Source organism: Echinicola pacifica DSM 19836 (assembly GCF_000373245.1).
Classification (GTDB): Bacteria; Bacteroidota; Bacteroidia; order Cytophagales; family Cyclobacteriaceae; genus Echinicola; species Echinicola pacifica.
In genome coordinates this window covers 30,771-47,725 of record NZ_KB890758.1, presented here as the reverse complement: position 1 = coordinate 47,725, position 16,955 = coordinate 30,771, and the positions used below count along the sequence as shown (strand labels likewise).

Genomic DNA, 16,955 nt, shown 5'->3' with positions numbered 1-16,955 from the left:
AATAAATAATCTGGATTTCTCTCCAACAAAAATAAATCCATTATAATTATTCTTAATATTTTATATATCGTAACCTGAAAAACCTTTAAAGCAAGGTGAGTATTGAGGCTGCATGCATGTAAGATTATGAACTCACAAATATTTAGAGTGTATTTGAATCAAATGATCTAAGAAAAGGTTATCTGAATTAAAATAGTAGATAAATGAATAATTTATATAAAATCATATTCACAATAATTGGATTTATCATTCCACTTACTTCTGTTTGGTCACAGACTATCAGTGCTGGAATGCCTGTATTTGAAGAAGCTGTGAGACGGAAACAACTATTAGGGCAGTTAGATTCTACCCTCAGTTTTAATCTCAGGCCTATTCAGGCAAATACTATTTATTCTGCCCAGATATATAATGATTTTAGTTTTTTTGAGGTAAATAATTCAAAAAGCATCAATAGAGGAGTAAAGAAGTCTAAAAGTTTCACCCTCTTACCTTTACAAAATTCTAGTACTTTTAATACTGGTCGCCCTTACGGCTTTGGGAATGGTGCAATGATTCCTAATGTCGGTTTCCAAAACAAGATTAGTGCGGGATTTGCTGCAAAGTTTCATTTTCTTAATATTCAGTTTGCTCCAGAATATGTGTGGGCCCAAAATAAGAGTTATTCTGGTTTTTCTGATACTTTTCAAGAGTCTGTAATTAAAGCGAAATTTCATTACTGGAATCATGGCGATAATCCTGAAAGATTTGGTGATGGACCTTATAGCAAGCTCCTTCCTGGACAATCAAAAATTTCATTGAACTATGGTGCATTTGAAATAGGAGCCTCCACAGAAAATATCTGGTGGGGACCTGGTCAATTTAATGCGCTTATAATTTCAAATAATGCGGCAGGATTTCCTCATTTAACCTTCAATACGACCAAGCCCGCAAATACCATTATCGGTTCATTCGAAGGTCAGATTATAATGGGAAGGTTGGAATCTTCAAATTTAGAACCTAGTCAGTTTGATTTCCTTAATAATAATTATTTTAGAAATTTATCTACCGATTGGCGTTACCTCAATGGTATGACTATTTCTTATCAACCAAAATGGGTCCCTGGTTTGTTTTTAGGAATCAATAGAACATTCCAACAGTATAGAGAAAATAGGACAAATTCATTCGGTGATCTGTTTCCCATCTTTGAGGCATTTACTAAAAAGGATTTATTTACAAATGGGAATTCTGTCCAGTATGATTCTAAAGCTCAGGATCAACAGGTCTCTCTTTTTGGCAGGTATATTTTTCAGAAAGCTAATGCAGAGATTTACTTTGAGTATGGAAGACGAGACCATGCTTATACCATTAGAGAGTTTGTATTAAATCCAGAGCATGCTAGAGCTTTTCTTTTAGGCTTTAATAAGATCTTTCAATTAAGTACCCAAGAAAAATATATTCAAGTGAGAGGTGAAATGACGCACCAGCAGGAATCAGTTAATAAAAATCTCCGATATTTCTATTTGGCTGACAATAATACTAGCTGGCATGCCCATTATCAGGTTCGAGGATTTACTAATTATGGCGAGTCTATGGGAGTAGGTATTGGAAATGCAGGATCCAATATACAAACCATTGAGATTTCCTTAATTGAGAAATTGAATAAATTCGGTATTGTCTTTGAGCGCCTTGCTAATCATCAGGATTTCTATAATCGAGCATTTGAAAGGGATTTGCCAGAAAACCAGCCCTGGGTTGATTTGTCCTTGGGGCTTTTGTTTGATTATCAGTGGGACCGGTTTATGTTGAGTTCGAAACTTCAATTTATTGATGGGATGAACTATCAGTGGCAGCTGGCTCCTGAGAGTACTGAGGAGTATCCTGTGGGAAAGGATAAGTTTAGCGTTTTTGCTCAGGCTAATTTGATCTATCTCATAGGTAAGAAAAAATAAGTACTATTAATTAGCTTTTTTGGGCCGCCTGGTCATTGTACTGGGCCATATTAACGAGACCCTAATAAACACACATATATAATGCAAGCAACTACAAAACCAACATTACTTATCTTAGCAGCAGGTATGGGATCTAGGTATGGAGGCAATAAGCAGATTGATGGCTTTGGCCCTAACAATGAGACCATATTGGAGTATGCTATTTATGACGCCATTCAGGCGGGCTTTGGCAAGGTGGTTTTTATCGTCAGAGAGGAAATCTTAGACTTGGTAAAAGACCGATTTTTGGATAAAATTGACCAACAGATTCAAGTGGAATTTGTGATTCAATCCCTTCAAAACCAGGTGCCCACAGCCTTTCAAAATCCGGATAGAACCAAACCTTACGGCACAGCCCATGCGGTTTTATGCGCCAAAGATGTTATCCATGAACCTTTTGCCGTGATCAACGCGGACGATTTTTATGGGAAAGAAGCCATAGCACAACTGGGGACCTTCCTCAGCCAATCTCAACGAAGTAACCAGCACTGTATGGTAGGCTATGCCCTGAAGAATGTCCTTTCGGATCATGGTACCGTAAATCGTGGCGTCTGCTCGTATAATGAAGATGGCGAACTTACTGGCATGAAAGAACGTGAGAAAATCTCCAGAGAAGGCGATAAAGTTATCAGTAGAATGGGTGCGGATGTCCTTGAAATTGATGAGAATACGCCCGTTTCTATGAATTGCTGGGGATTTCAACCTGATTTTTTCGAAGAAACCGAAAAGCGTTGGCTTAAATTTTTGGAAGAAAATACAGGAAATATCAAATCGGAATTTTATATCCCTACCGTCGTAAATGATCTCATCGCCCAAGGCAAAGCAGCAGTGAAAATCCTGGAAGGTGGTAAAACATGGTTTGGTGTGACTTATCCTGAAGATAAGGAATTTGTGATCGAGGCCTTGAAAAGCCTGCATCAAAATAATATATACCCTCAACATTTATGGGAAGAAGTGAAGGTGAGTAACTAAAGCCCGTCCCCATTGATACATCTATAAAAGCCATCTCCTTCGGATGGCTTTTTGGATGCGTATTTAGAATAAACTGAAGATTAATTGTATTACTCACTTATAGGATATGCCTGTGAATAATACTGATTTTCACTCTCCAATTTTCGAATTATTGAAATTATTAATTAATTAAAATAAAGACACTAATTACAATACTCGCTTAGATTTAATACTTCATGGTACCTTAGATTTGTATTCCCCAATCATGGCTACAAAATCTTTAATTTTGCTATACAGGTATATGAGGTTTCATTGTAACTAAAATCAAACATAGAAAGCATTGTTTGATCAATATGCTCTTTGCTATGAAAACAATTGTAATCAAAATCAACAATTAAGTTTAAAAATAAAGAATGCTGTTTAACTCAATTGACTTTGCAATTTTCTTGCCGATAGTTTTTATACTTTATTGGTTTGTAACAAATAAAAGCCTAAGACTGCAAAACTTGCTTATTGTCGCAGCGAGTTATTTGTTTTACGGATGGTGGGATTGGAGATTTTTATCACTGATTTTATTTAGTACTCTTGTTGATTACACTATCGGTCGAAAACTTAGTGTAGAAGAAAATCAAAATAGAAGAAAAATTTTACTTTGGGCAAGTATCTTGGTTAATCTTGGATTTTTGGGATTTTTCAAATATTATAACTTCTTTCTTGATAATTTTGTTACTGCCTTTTCGTTTTTTGGAACTGAAATAAAGGCCAGTTCCTTGAATATTATTTTACCAGTGGGTATTAGCTTCTATACTTTTCAAACTTTAAGTTATTCAATTGATGTATATAAAAGGAAACTAGAACCAACCAAAGACTTCATAGCTTTTTCTGCATTTGTTAGTTTCTTTCCTCAATTAGTTGCCGGGCCTATTGAAAGAGCAACCCATTTACTTCCACAATTTTATAAAAAGCGCACTTTTGAATATTCCAAAGCAGTAGATGGAATGCGACAAATACTTTGGGGCCTATTTAAGAAAATTGTTATAGCAGACAATTGTGCAGAATTTGCAAACCAAATATTCAATAATTCAGCTGAGCTAAACGGAAGTACATTGGTTCTTGGCGCCATATTTTTCACTTTTCAAATCTATGGTGATTTTTCAGGCTATTCTGATATAGCAATTGGGACATCACGGCTTTTTGGATTTGACTTAATGCAAAACTTCAACTTCCCATATTTTTCAAGAGACATAGCTGAATTTTGGAGACGCTGGCATATTTCATTATCTACATGGTTTCGAGATTATTTATATATTCCGTTAGGTGGAAGTCGAGGTGGTACATGGATGAAAGTTAGGAATACTTTCATCATTTTTATAGTAAGTGGGTTTTGGCATGGCGCCAATTGGACATATATTGTTTGGGGAATATTAAACGCAATTTATTTCTTACCACTTTTATTGACCAATAATAATAGAAATAACTTAGAAACAATTGCTCAAGGCAAGTTCTTTCCGAGTATAAAAGAATTCTCTTTTATGTTGATAACCTTTGGCTTAACTGTTTTTGCCTGGATATTTTTTAGAGCCGAAAATATGGGACATGCAATAAGTTACATTTCTGAAATATTATCACCTTCTATTTTTTCAATACCTAAATTTACTGATATGTCAAGAGCCTTAATGACGATAATTCTTATTGCAATTTTTGTCTTAGTTGAGTGGAAAGGAAGAGAAGGACATTTTGCCATTTCGCACATCGGGCAAAGATGGCATAGATCATTAAGATGGACATTTTATTCATTAATTATTTTTGCAATAGGAATGTTTATGCCCTCTGTTGAATCCCCTTTTATCTATTTTCAATTTTAAGGATTAGCAATGAAAAAATACATTTCCAATACTATTTTATTTATTTTATTTACATCCCTATTTTATTTGACATTGCTATTTTTGTGGGGGCGTTACGCGCCTACAATATTTAAACCAACTATAAGTTATCATTTAGGCTCACAGGGACATTTGTACTCAAGACTCTCTGAGGTTAAAAATTATGGAGATGTAGATATTTTATTTTTAGGATCTTCTCATGCATATAGGGGTTTTGATACTAGGGTTTTTCAAAAAAATGGATACAAATCATTTAATTTAGGATCTAGTTCTCAAACACCTGCTCAAACAAAAGTATTACTTAATAGGTATTTCGAAAGGTTAAATCCGAAGTTAGTTATTTATGAAGTTTATCCAACGATATTTACTTTAGACGGTGTTGAATCATCTCTTGATATAATTGCTAATGATAAAAATGATTCAGAATCATTGAAAATGGCATTGAAAATCAATAATATAAAGACATATAATACTCTAGTTTATGCTTTTATGAATGATTTATTCGGATTTAATAAATCTTTTTCTGAATCTGCAGTTAAAGGGAGTGATAAATATGTTCCTGGCGGTTACGTAGAGAAGGAAATAGGCTTTTATCAACCATCAGAATTAGAAAAAAAGGAAATCTCTATTTTAGATTATCAACTTGAAAATTTCTCTGAAATAGTACAATTAGTTGAAAATAAGAATATTGAATTAATCCTAGTGTATGCACCAATTCCAAAAGTCAACTATGATAGTTATATAAATACTGGCTATTTTGATAGTTTAATGAGCAGGTATTCAGAGTATTATAATTTTAACGAAATTATATCTTTAGATGATTCATTGCATTTTCAGGATTCACATCACTTGAATCAAAATGGAGTTAATTTATTTAATGAAAAGCTGATTGAGATATTGAATCAAAAATAATTCACTTACACACCACGTTCCATATAAAAAAATGACGAAGGTAGGTGCTAATACAAATGCTTTGGCATTTTTGGAAATCGCCAAAATTTTAAATCTGCCTAGTTCTCAAAAAAAACAATTAGTAAGTTTGATGGTTTGGACTTGAATTATCCGAAAAATTATAGCTTCTTGACATGTCTATTTTTTATATGCAATACTGAAGGACTCCCTTGATAGAATTCTGAGTCACAAGCAAAATGATTTTTATCGCCTACTTCTTTCAGATCTTGAATACTTTCTCAAACCACTTACAATCCTTCCCCTGATAAAATCCAATATAAAGGTAACTGGGTTCGTCGCATGGCTACGAAGGATAAATCACATTAGTTATTTATCCCTTACAGCACAAGATTAGGTTTATTTATTAAATACTAAAGCCCGTCCCCATTGATACATCTATAAAAGCCATTCCCTTCGGATGGCTTTTTTGTTTCCATTGAAACATTGAGCTGAAGATTAATTATATTACTCATCAAATCGATAAACTTGTGAATAAGCCTCTACTGTTTTTACTGGTCCTGTGGCTGCTGGGCTGTTCCGCAAATCGAAATGCTGAAGAGAATATAGCCGCTATATTGCCTTCCAATCCCATTATTAGTGGGGAGTTTCCTGACCCTTCGGTCATTGAGGTGGACGGGGTTTTTTATGCCTGTGGCACCTCTAATGACTGGGCGCCTCTTTATCCCATATATTCATCGGTGGATTTGATGCATTGGGAGCTTGTTTCCTACGTTTTCCCTGAAGCTCCCTCATGGACCTCCGCAGGTTTTTGGGCTCCAGAACTGTTTTATAGAAACGGCACTTTCTTTTGCTATTATACCGCAAAGGATAAGTCTGGAGTTTCCCGTATTGGTGTAGCCACCAGCACTTCGATAGCAGCAGGATTTGAGGATAATGGCCCGATAATCAGTTGGGGCAAGGAGAGTATAGATGCTTTTGTCAATGTGGTGGACGACCAATTGTATATTTCCTGGAAGGCATATGGACTGGATGCTGATAAGCCTATACAGATTTTGGGCTCCAGGCTGAGTGCAAATGGTCTGGCTCTGGAAGGAGAGGTATTTCCCATCTTGACTGCTGATGCCAATAATTGGGAGCGCGGTGGGATCGAAGGACAATCGATTATTCAAAAGAATGACTTCTTATACTTGTACTATTCTGGGGCAGCTTGCTGTGGAGGAGAATGTGATTATAAGCTTGGGGTGGCAAGGTCCCGGACCATGCTGGGGCCTTGGGAAAAATTCCCAGAAAACCCTATTATGTCTGACTACGGCTCCTGGAAGTGCCCTGGCCACGGTACACCTATTGCCCATGAAGAGCAATGGTATTATATTTACCATGCTTACCCCTCAGAGGGCTTCCCATTTATGGGACGCGCAGCATTAATAGATCCATTTTATTGGGATGACCAAAGCTCATGGCCTTATTTCAAAGCCAAGGAGGGAGATTCCAGCGCCAGCCCATATTCCCCTTTAGACTTTCATGATTCCTTTGAGGGGGATCACCTGAAGAAAGAATGGCGCTGGAATGGAACTGAATACAGTCCACAGATGGAAATTTCCAAAGGAAGGCTACAACTTAGCGCTTTGGATGCTGCTCCCACCTCGCCGGTGGTATTGGCAATTATTCCTGAGAATCCGTCTTATCATATCAGCGTCACTCTACCAACCCAGGGGGAAAGCTTCAAGGGACTTTGCCTGTATGGAACCGCCTCGAATAACCTCGGACTGGGCGTGAAATCCGGTAATCTCGTTGTATATCAAGTCTTGCAAGGCGACTATCAGAATATCCCTTTATCGGATAATTATGTACTGGAGGGGGCTTCCACTGAGCTTCGTATACAAGTGGAGATGGGGCATATTGCGGAGTTTTACCTCAAAACAAACCATGGGTGGACCTCCTTAAAACATCCCTCCGGTGATGTAATAAGGATAAAAGGGGACTTTCTGGAGTTTTGGCAGTGGGGAGTAAAACCTGGCCTATTCGTTCAAGGATCGGGAGTGGCCGAATTTTATGATTTTTCCCTGAGCTATACTCCAAGCTCAGAACCTGCCAATTGAGCTAGTGTTAAACTGACTATATTTGATAAAATAGCCTTTCCCTGAAAGTGATTTTTGGGAATTAGTTGCGGAAGAATACTTCTGAATTTCTTCTAAAAAGCAGCAAAGCCGGCACTCTGAGGAATGCCGGCTTTCACTGTGGTATAGTGGTTGGTTTAGTAGTAATTATTGTCCTTTACCGTGAACCATTGTTTTCACGGTTTGGTAGATGATATAAACATCTGTTTTAAGACTTACTCCAGTAAGATACAGTAAGTCATATTTAGTTCTTTCTACCATTTCCTGCACAGACTCTGCATATCCGTAATATACCTGACCGATTGAGGTAATTCCTGGCTTGATTCCCTGTAGTTTTTTATAAGATGGAGAAACACTCAGGATCTGGTCAATAAAGTGCTGTCTCTCAGGTCTAGGACCAACAATGGCCATATCGCCTTTAAGCACATTCCAAAACTGAGGAAGCTCATCAAGGTGAGTTTTACGCATAAATCCACCCCATTTGGTTACCCTTGGATCATGTCCGGAGGCTAGCTGTGGACCATTCTTCTCGGCATCCACAAACATACTTCTGAACTTATAGATATTGAATGGTTTACCATTCTCGCCAATTCGCTCTTGCTTGTAAAATACTGGTCCTGCAGAACTCATTTTGGTGATGAGGATTAGCATCAAATAAATTGGAGCTCCTAAAAGTAAAACCATACTTGAAAAAGCAACATCAAATGCTCTTTTCATCGCTTTTGTACTGCTGTCGATCTGCCAGTTAAAGATACCAGACTGAAGGCTGTCTCTATTAATAAAGTCTGACAGAGAAAATAAATCAGGAACTGCTGTTTGATTTTGAAAAGTCCTGTTGTAGATAATTTCTTGATTATGATTAGCCATTTTTTTATCAGTTTTAATTCAGTTAATAAACCCATATAGTAAATAGCTAACCTTGTGCCAGTCCCTGTTTATGGCTCAAAATAATGTTTAAAGGGCTTTTTTTACTTTATTTTGGCCAAAAAGTGAGGAACGCTTACTCACTCTGTGGAATGCCAGAATCTGGCATGCATAGATAATTTCCGCTTTTGATCCACAGATAGACCTTTATGCTTCAATCCCAGTTTGTATCCTAGCCATTTTGCAAAAAGTGAGGCTACCGATTTGGGGACTGTAAGTGGGTTTTTGCGCATAGCATAGGAGATTTCGGATTTGGCATATTGAGCACCGCGGCTTTCTGCCCGACCGAAATGATCGAAAATCCAGCTGCTTTCGGCGTGAAATACCCCAATATCAAAGTACCGCTTAAACTCCTCCTTTACGGTATAATCATGAGAATGATGAACCTCTGCCTCTCCGACATAAGCCATCTTCCAACCTTTCAGCAGCATCTTGCCAGCGATATATACATCCTCCCCCAAGATCAATCCCCGTGGAAATCCCCCTGCTTGCTCAAAAGCCTCTTTTCGGTAGGCCGCAAAGGAGTTGGAGCAGGAGATGGTTTTGATTCCGTACTTTGGGGCATCCGCTAGGCCTCGGATTTCGGTGGCCTCGGGATAATTAAATAAGCGTGCATGCGATTCCAGTGTTTTGGCATTGAGATGAGGCAGCTGGCGACCATATGCCATCCCTAGCTCCGGATCAGCGACAAATGCCTGAATGAGGCGACTTACCGTATGCTCATTCGCAGGAATAGCGTCCTGAGTCATGAAAAGATAAATATCTGCATCAGGATAGGCCTCTACCGCCATCTGACGCGTGCCCCCATGGTCAAAATCCCTCTTATCAATAGAGATCACCTCAAAATCCCCCACTAATGGATCCTTTAAGGTGCCATCGGTAGAGCCAGAGTCCACGATGATTTTTCGGTGAAATTGGATGGTTTGTTCTGCTAAGCGCTCCAAGGTTTGATGCCAGGTTTTGCCTGCATTGAGAGTAGGTATAAAGAGATTAATTTTCATCGTTTGGCTTAGCTTGGTTCAAGGTTATGATTTTCACCTCATTGGTGCTTACGTTACCTGCTAGGATTTTTTCCTCGTAGATTTCCACCAGTCCGCTTCCCTCCATCCATACAGCCGTCACCCCATCTTTGCCCAGATGGATATTTTCTTCCATATACATTTGCTTGGGGTTTTTACTATGAATGGTGAAATAGCGGTTGCTGCTCGGCAGTACCTCTAGCCGATTATGAATCAGTCGAGTACCGGTGGCTCCCTCATCCTGGATACAATAGTTCAAAGCATTGACCACATTTCCCTGAAGGAGCACCCCTTTTGCTTTTGATTTTAGGAGTATTCCCGGAGCCTTTTCACTGCTTATTTCATTGTTTACCAAAGTGACTTTAGCAGCCGAGGCGATCAGGAAGGTTGGGGTTTTGCCGAGATTGGTGATTTGGTTGCCCTGGAAGTTTACCTTTCCACTGAGGTTTAGGTTAAAACTGCCATTGCTGAAACTATTATTGAGAAAGTCGGCCTTATTTAAGGTGATCCCATTGGGGAAATAGATTGTTCTAAACTCATTATTTTCGATGCAGAGATAGCCGGCTTTTACATTATGAATGAAGGTGATATGGTCAAATACATTATTAATCATGGAGACTTGCTGCAAGTTTTTTACGATTTCCACCTGATTATCAGCTTCATTTCCATCAATAATTATATTTCCACAATCCTCCAAATATACTGCGGGCCTATTGTTCTTTGCCGCAGTGTTTTTTATTAGTTGTACTCCTGATACATTGATGAGGGTGGCGATTCCTGATCCATCTGGTGTACTTTCTTTACCTACAAAGCCATTGGCCAAACTTTCATTATGCTCAATCAGCGCCTCTATATCGAGAGGGCTGCCTGTTCCCCGATTATTGATGTCGATCGCATCCCCGGCATTATTCGCCATATAATTATGACTGAAATAATACCCGATCTCAGTGCGTGTACTACCAAAAGCCACCTGAATGGCACTCATGCCATTGTCAATGATGGTACAGTGATGAACGCTGATGTCAGGACTGCTATGAACAAAGACCCCATTTTGCCCATTTTTGGAAATTAGACATTTCTCAATCGTCACCCCTTTACTTTCCAATATTCGTATGCCTGTTCCCGGCTGGTAGTATTCCGCCGATTCTCTTGAGGTCCCAAAGTTCTTAATAGTCGAATTGGTGATTTTCACTTCTTCGCATTGGTATAGCAGTATCCCTGCAAAGGACCGAAGCTTGGTGCTGTCTCCTGAAAATTTACTGTCATCAATATGGATATTCTTTGACCCGGTCAAATAAATAGCCTCATTCTGGGAAAGGCCATTCAGCTGGAGGTGAATGTCAGACACATCCTTGCCACGGATAAGGGGGAAGGATGAATTTTGCTTTTTGGTGGTAAACTCCTCCTTATCGGGGAGGTTTTGGAGTAGCAGTCCATCAGCTTTAAGGTGAACTCCCGATCGGAGCCCAAGGGTGCTTATGCGGTATTTGCCTTCGGGGATATATACGGTGTCTCCAGGCTGAGCCTTGCGGATGACGGACTGAATAGCTTCAGTATCATCGGTGCTGCCATCGCCTTGCGCCTGGTATTCGGCGACATTCCATACCTTGGCCTGCTGCGCCCAGGAGGGTAGGGCAGGGGAAAGAAGGAAAAGCAAACAGCATAAGGATACAAATGATATTTGTCGATTAAGAAGCATAAAGAATGAGATTTAAGATAAAATTTCGTTCCAGGTAGATTGGGCAGTTTTCTCCCAAGGAAATTTACGGGCCTGTACTAGGCCTTTTTGCTGAAGGTCTGCATAATACCGAGAGTCATCCACCAGCTTGCTCATCGCCTTGGCGATGGCCTCCGGGGAATCCGGCGCCACGCAGGCAGCCGCACCTCCTGCGATTTCGGGCAGGGAGCTGACCGTGGAGGTGATCACAGGGGTCTCGGAGGCCATAGACTCCAATACTGGAAGACCAAATCCCTCCATCAAGGATACAAACATCGTGGCAAAAGCTCCTCGGTAATAGGCTGGCAACTCTGCCTCGGGGATAAACCCTAAAAATTTTACCCGATCCCCGATCCCCAAATCCCGAATAAGCGCATCTAATTCAGGATCGCTTTTGCCACTCAAGGCAAAGATAAAATCCTCAGGCAAGGACGCCGTGGCAAAGGCCCTGAGCATATTGGGTAGATTTTTATTTACCCTGCGGTTACCCACATATAAGAAATAAGGTCTTCCAAGATTTTTGGCCTCTTTGTTTTCCAAGAAGCTATCTTCCACACCATTATATATGACCTCGATAAGCTGCTCGGGGATACCCATCAGTTCCACCAACTGTCCCTTACTATAGTGGGAAACGGTGATAATTTTCTTAGCCCGTCTGGAAAGCCAGCTAATGACCGTTTTATAATACAGCTGGTGCATTTTACTATAATAAAACAAATGCATTAAATCATGAACCGTAAATATAAAGGGCATTTTGGGAGCAAATGGCGGCATAAAGGAGGGGCTATAAAATACCTCCGCTGAGGATTTGCGGGCAGCAGAGCCCAAGCCTAGCGGAGATAGTGGGCTTCCCAGCCCCATACCCTCAGGGATATATTCGCAGTCCAGCCCCATAGGCTTTCTATTCATTACTTCCTTATATAATCGCCCGATCCCGGTATCCCCGGCCCATCGACTATCGATCAGCACCTTTTTATTTGTCATAAGCTTAGTTTGCATTCTTTCAGCATTGTTCCCTTTTCTTTTATCAATAAAAATACCAGTATCAGGTAAAGAATGGGGTCATTGTCATATCCGGAGTATAAGATGCTCATGATGGCGATCAAGGGTAGAAAGCAGCTAAGCCAAAACACGGGGTCACGAAAAGTATAAAATGCCTGCCTAAGGTAAAATACTAGAAAAACCATAAAGGTCACTAGCCCAACAATTCCTAGCTCTAAATAGCTACTTAGGAAGGTATTATGGATATGTGGCTCTCCATGATAATATTCAGCCTGCTCTTTCAGAAATTCCGGGGCATTCATAAAACCCATTCCCCAAAGGGGTATATCGCCAATATTTTCAAAAAAAGCTTTATAATATGTCAAACGTACGCCCATGCCATCATTGCTGGCGGTGAGCTGATCCACTCTGAGGACTTTCTCCATTAAGAAGGGACTAATCCCCAGTATGAGGACGATGATCCCCACCCTTATCCATTTGGTGGATAAGGTCCATAGAATGATCAGCACGCCGATCAATAAGGCGACCACTGGAGTACGGGATAAGGATATATAGGCTAGGAAGAAGACTAGAAGCATTCGCCAGATCGAAAACCTGCTCCATCTTACAGTGGGAATAAGCATATAAATAAGTCCCAACAATGCGATTCGAGCGCCAAACATATTCTTGTCTGCCAGACCCCAAAAGTACAATCGCTCACTATAAAGCATACTCGCCTGTCCTGAGGAGGAGCTGCCCAATAATAAGCGGAAACCTAGCGCCTCATGATAGAGAAGCAACTGGGCAAAAAACAGGATAAAACTCAAATGAAGGGTATAATCCAACCATTTTAGCAGGATACTATTTTCGCGCTGAAGGAGCCACTGCGTGCTGGCAAATAGGAAAAAGAAGTTGACACATAACTTCAGCATACTGCTCAGATGCGAGCCGCTGGGATGCTCCACGAGCAAATAACTTCCTACAGCATAGCCGGCAAATCCCACTAATCCCCAGGCCCATAGCGGAAAGCTAATACGGCGGCATTCCAATAAACTGAGGACTCCGGACAGTATGAATAATACGGGATAGACTTTTATGGGAAAATTGGTGCTGAGTAGGGCGAGGCAAAAAAGGATTTCCGTCCAGGCTATTTGCCCACCAAAGGGCGGTCGGAGGCTGATGGGGCGCTGCTGACTGATGCTGAGCATTAAAGGGCTTTTTTAGGGTGATGACTTGATACTGTTTTATTCATGACTTCCTCATACTCATCCAGCATACGGTCCTGATTCAAAATATGGGATACCGAAGCCCTTGCTGAGCTACTCAAAGTCTCAAATAACGATTGGTCTTTTGCGAGGAGATTCATCGCTTCAGTAAGGGATTCCGGATGATTGGCGTAGCAATAAAGTCCATTCTCCTTATCTTTCACCGTCTCTTGCAGGCCCCCCGACTTATGCGCGATCACCGGCCGATGATAGGCTAGGGCCTCAATAGCCACCATTCCTAAGGGCTCCTCCCATAGGGAAGGAACTACCAGTACATCAATCTCCTGAAGAAATTCTGCGGGATTTACATACCCCACAAATTGTATCTGATCCGTGGCCAAGGATTTCAGCTGATTGACATATTCCTCCTTACCACTGCCTGCAATCAGGAGCTCTGCGGGGAAACTCATTTCCTTAAAGGATTCCATTAGCCATTCTAGTCCTTTGATCTGGGATAAAGTGCCTAAATAACCAAATTTTAAGGGTTTTCCCTTAATCCAATGAGGCCTGTTTCCCTTGTCAGGAATATTTCGAGTATTGAAAATTCTCGCCTGAAGAGCATTTTGAAAATAGTCATGCTGGGTAAATTTGCTTAAAATGCTATTACTGATCCCCACCACCGCATTGATATTTTGAGATTGGGAAAGATGCCTGCTGCGCAGGAGCTTGCAACTGAAGCATTGATTGCCGCAGGGCTGCTCTCCTTTAAACATATTGCTGTTTGGGCAAAGTAGATAGAGATCATGCAATACCTGGACGATGGGAATGGAGGCCTTTTGGATGCTTTCCCAGGCAGCAATTGACCATCCCGCAAGGTTGTGACAGGAAACAATATCTGGCTTTTCGGCTTGGAGAATTTCACTTATATAGCCTCCCATTTGCCCATTATCACGGTCCTTCAGGTGCCACAGTATCCGTGTAGCAGCTCCCGGCCTATCACTATCATAGGGCCAATAATGATTTTCTAAGCCCGCTCGATATACTTTTACCCCATCAACAGTTTCTTCTTTTAAGCCCGCTTCTTTTTGGAGACAGAGCACGAGCACCTCATGGCCTCGAGATTGCATTCCTTCCACGAGGATCTTTAAGGATAATTCCGCCCCTCCTCGAATGTCCGGTGCGTATAAACTGTTGATATAGAGTATTTTCATAATAGCTTTTGATGGTGGCGAAGGGGCCTTTAATTCTGTAATAAACCCTGATACAGGTTTACTAATTTATTGGCAGCTTCATGCTGTCCATGGGTATGATCGATATACTCTTGCATCCTCAAGCCCATCGCATAGATGGCCTCTGGTTGGGCATTCTTCAGGGCTGCAGCCTTTAATATAGACTCCTTAAGCACCGCTTCATGCTCTTCCGGCGACTGGTAAGAATAACCAAAAAACTGTTCTTCGACCTCCTCCATATCACATAATGTGCCAATATTAGGGCATATCACCGTTTTTTTATAGGAAAAAGCTAATATCACCGTGCCAGAATTAAGGCTGCTTCCTAGGTCATAAGGAAGAACCAAGGCATCGCTCTTCCCGATAAGTTCGGGTAATAATCCGTCGGGGATAAACTGTAACCTTAGGGTGATCCAGGGATAGGGCTTCGCCAATTCTATTAGATGCTCCGCATAAGCCTTGTCTCTGGCCTTGCCAGCAATCAATAGTTCTACATTTCCCTGAATTTCCCCCACCGTTTTTATGAGTAACTCAATATTTTTATAGGGCTTTACCGCTCCTACGAATAGTAGCTTTAGGCTCGGACTTATAGGACTGGTCTTAGGAAGGGGTGATCCATACACACCAATGAAGTTGGGATGGGGGATATGGTGTATTTTATCAGGAGAAATAGCGTGGTTTTCCAGAAGCAGATCCCGGCTCATTTTACTATGAATCACAATAGCATCCGACCATTTTACCAATAGCTTCGTGATTTTATTGGCCATTTTTCCTGTTTTTTTCTCATGCGACTCGCGGTTATGCATGGTCCACACGAGTTTTTTTCCGCTCAGTCGGATGATGCGGAGCACCAGCATTTTGCGGAAATAACTGATGAGTCCCTTTTTTGAGGAGCTATCATCTATATTTTCAAACCAATTAAGGTGAACGAGTTCTATCTTTTTGAAATGGTCCCAACTGGCGAATATCGAATTCAGGTCATGCACATAGAAGCGATGACGTCTAATGCCATTTACTAATAGGCTGATGTACTGATTTTCGGGATTGTTAGAGGGATTAAAAATTATATGCTTCATATCAAAATCCTTAGTGGTTCTTATTACGTAATGCCCTGCTTTTGATGCTGGCAACAAAAATATCCCTCGCTGTCAAATGGAATTTTTCTCTTTCCTTCAGCCAGGGAAGTGGGTTGGGAATGGCTTGCGAAGCCAAAATCTTGGTGATGCTATAGAGTTTTCTCTGTTTCATATACTGCTTCTGCTGACGATGCAAGTGACTATAAATTACCGAATTCCTGCTCGACTCGGGGGGCGTCTGAAGGAAGTTTTCCAGCCAGTTTTCATAGCCCAAATCAGCCTCCAATTTCACCAGACCATTGCTGGTGGTGGAGCTGATGGACATTCCATGGCTCCTGTATTTGAATACTGGTTCGTTACTATGAGCTATGCCTCGCTCTGCAGAGGCGATAAAGGCTGTAATATCATCCGAGCCCCATGCCAGTGGCAGATCATAAAACCCTCCTTGTTTGATTAAGGCCTCGCGTCTATAGACATAGTCAGAGATATAGTTGGAGCGCAATTGATTTAATCGATGCCAAATGCTATCATAGACCGTTTCGAAACTCGGACATGAAGGCGTGAGCAGATGGGTATTGCCCTCCTCATCGATGATCTGGCTTCGGCAATGGTACACGTTGAGGTCAGGATACCGCTCGATAAGCCTCAAAAATTCCTCTAAATAATTGGGCTCTAATAAATCATCATCGCCCATGATGACCAAATACTCCCCTTGGGAAAGATCCATGCACTTATTCCAGTTTTGCACCAAGTGATAAGCGCCCACATTTTTTTCATTGCAAAAGTACCTTATTCGTGGATCCGAAAATCCCTTCACCACCTCCTCCACAGGCTGTGGAGAGCGATCATTGAGGAGGATTAATTCGAAGTCCTCCACGGTCTGATCCAGAATGCTCTGAATGCAAGCCTGCAGATGCTGACTCTTATATGCGGGTATGCAAATGGAAAATCGAATTGCTTGTTGGCTGGCCATG

13 protein-coding genes are annotated in these 16,955 nt (G+C 40.8%); 5 read left to right on the top strand and 8 right to left on the bottom strand.

The features are described 5' to 3' along the window. Nucleotides 1-203: 203 nt before the first annotated feature. The 5 genes from B050_RS0119900 to B050_RS0119880 all read left to right on the top strand — a co-directional run bounded on the left by B050_RS0119900 (nucleotide 204) and on the right by B050_RS0119880 (nucleotide 7,812). The gene (locus B050_RS0119900; RefSeq protein WP_018475719.1) at nucleotides 204-1,928 is read left to right on the top strand and encodes a capsule assembly Wzi family protein; all 1,725 of its coding nucleotides are present in this window, start codon (nucleotides 204-206) and stop codon (nucleotides 1,926-1,928) included. An 81-nt stretch (nucleotides 1,929-2,009) separates the two neighbouring features. After that, a complete protein-coding gene (locus B050_RS0119895) occupies nucleotides 2,010-2,939 on the top strand; it encodes a nucleotidyltransferase family protein (protein WP_083923309.1) in 930 nt (309 codons plus the stop codon). Nucleotides 2,940-3,331: 392 nt separating this feature from the next. Further along, nucleotides 3,332-4,783, top strand: coding sequence for an MBOAT family O-acyltransferase (locus tag B050_RS0119890; RefSeq protein ID WP_018475717.1), 1,452 nt, complete (start codon nucleotides 3,332-3,334; stop codon nucleotides 4,781-4,783). A gap of 9 nt (nucleotides 4,784-4,792) precedes the next feature. Beyond that, nucleotides 4,793-5,713, top strand: coding sequence for a hypothetical protein (locus B050_RS0119885; protein WP_018475716.1), 921 nt, complete (start codon nucleotides 4,793-4,795; stop codon nucleotides 5,711-5,713). Between the two features lie 527 nt (nucleotides 5,714-6,240). Continuing rightward, nucleotides 6,241-7,812: a family 43 glycosylhydrolase gene (locus B050_RS0119880; RefSeq protein WP_018475715.1), complete on the top strand. Its 1,572-nt coding sequence runs from the start codon at nucleotides 6,241-6,243 to the stop codon at nucleotides 7,810-7,812. A 165-nt stretch (nucleotides 7,813-7,977) separates the two neighbouring features. Here B050_RS0119880 and B050_RS0119875 read toward each other — a convergent pair whose 3' ends face one another. The 8 genes from B050_RS0119875 to B050_RS0119840 form a co-directional block, all read right to left on the bottom strand. After that, nucleotides 7,978-8,697, bottom strand: coding sequence for a sugar transferase (locus tag B050_RS0119875; RefSeq protein ID WP_018475714.1), 720 nt, complete (start codon nucleotides 8,695-8,697; stop codon nucleotides 7,978-7,980). 137 nt (nucleotides 8,698-8,834) lie between these two features. Further along, nucleotides 8,835-9,755 carry a glycosyltransferase family 2 protein gene (locus B050_RS0119870; RefSeq protein WP_018475713.1) on the bottom strand — a complete coding sequence of 307 codons (921 nt, stop codon included), beginning with the start codon at nucleotides 9,753-9,755 and terminating at the stop codon, nucleotides 8,835-8,837. Then, a complete protein-coding gene (locus B050_RS0119865; RefSeq protein WP_157492914.1) occupies nucleotides 9,745-11,472 on the bottom strand; it encodes a right-handed parallel beta-helix repeat-containing protein in 1,728 nt (575 codons plus the stop codon). The genes B050_RS0119870 and B050_RS0119865 overlap by 11 nt, the downstream gene beginning before the upstream one ends. Nucleotides 11,473-11,484: 12 nt before the next feature. Beyond that, complete coding sequence (locus B050_RS0119860; protein ID WP_018475711.1) at nucleotides 11,485-12,474, bottom strand: glycosyltransferase family 4 protein; 990 nt, start codon at nucleotides 12,472-12,474, stop codon at nucleotides 11,485-11,487. Further along, nucleotides 12,471-13,679, bottom strand: a complete 1,209-nt coding sequence (locus B050_RS0119855) for an O-antigen ligase family protein (RefSeq protein WP_018475710.1) — start codon at nucleotides 13,677-13,679, stop codon at nucleotides 12,471-12,473. The genes B050_RS0119860 and B050_RS0119855 overlap by 4 nt, the downstream gene beginning before the upstream one ends. Beyond that, entirely contained in the window at nucleotides 13,679-14,887 is a 1,209-nt protein-coding gene (locus B050_RS0119850) for a glycosyltransferase family 4 protein (protein WP_018475709.1), read from the bottom strand. The genes B050_RS0119855 and B050_RS0119850 overlap by 1 nt, the downstream gene beginning before the upstream one ends. Before the next feature lie 29 nt (nucleotides 14,888-14,916). Next, nucleotides 14,917-15,981: a glycosyltransferase gene (locus B050_RS0119845; RefSeq protein ID WP_018475708.1), complete on the bottom strand. Its 1,065-nt coding sequence runs from the start codon at nucleotides 15,979-15,981 to the stop codon at nucleotides 14,917-14,919. Between the two features lie 10 nt (nucleotides 15,982-15,991). Next, nucleotides 15,992-16,954, bottom strand: a complete 963-nt coding sequence (locus tag B050_RS0119840) for a glycosyltransferase family 2 protein (protein ID WP_018475707.1) — start codon at nucleotides 16,952-16,954, stop codon at nucleotides 15,992-15,994. Between the last annotated feature and the right edge of the window lies 1 nt (nucleotide 16,955).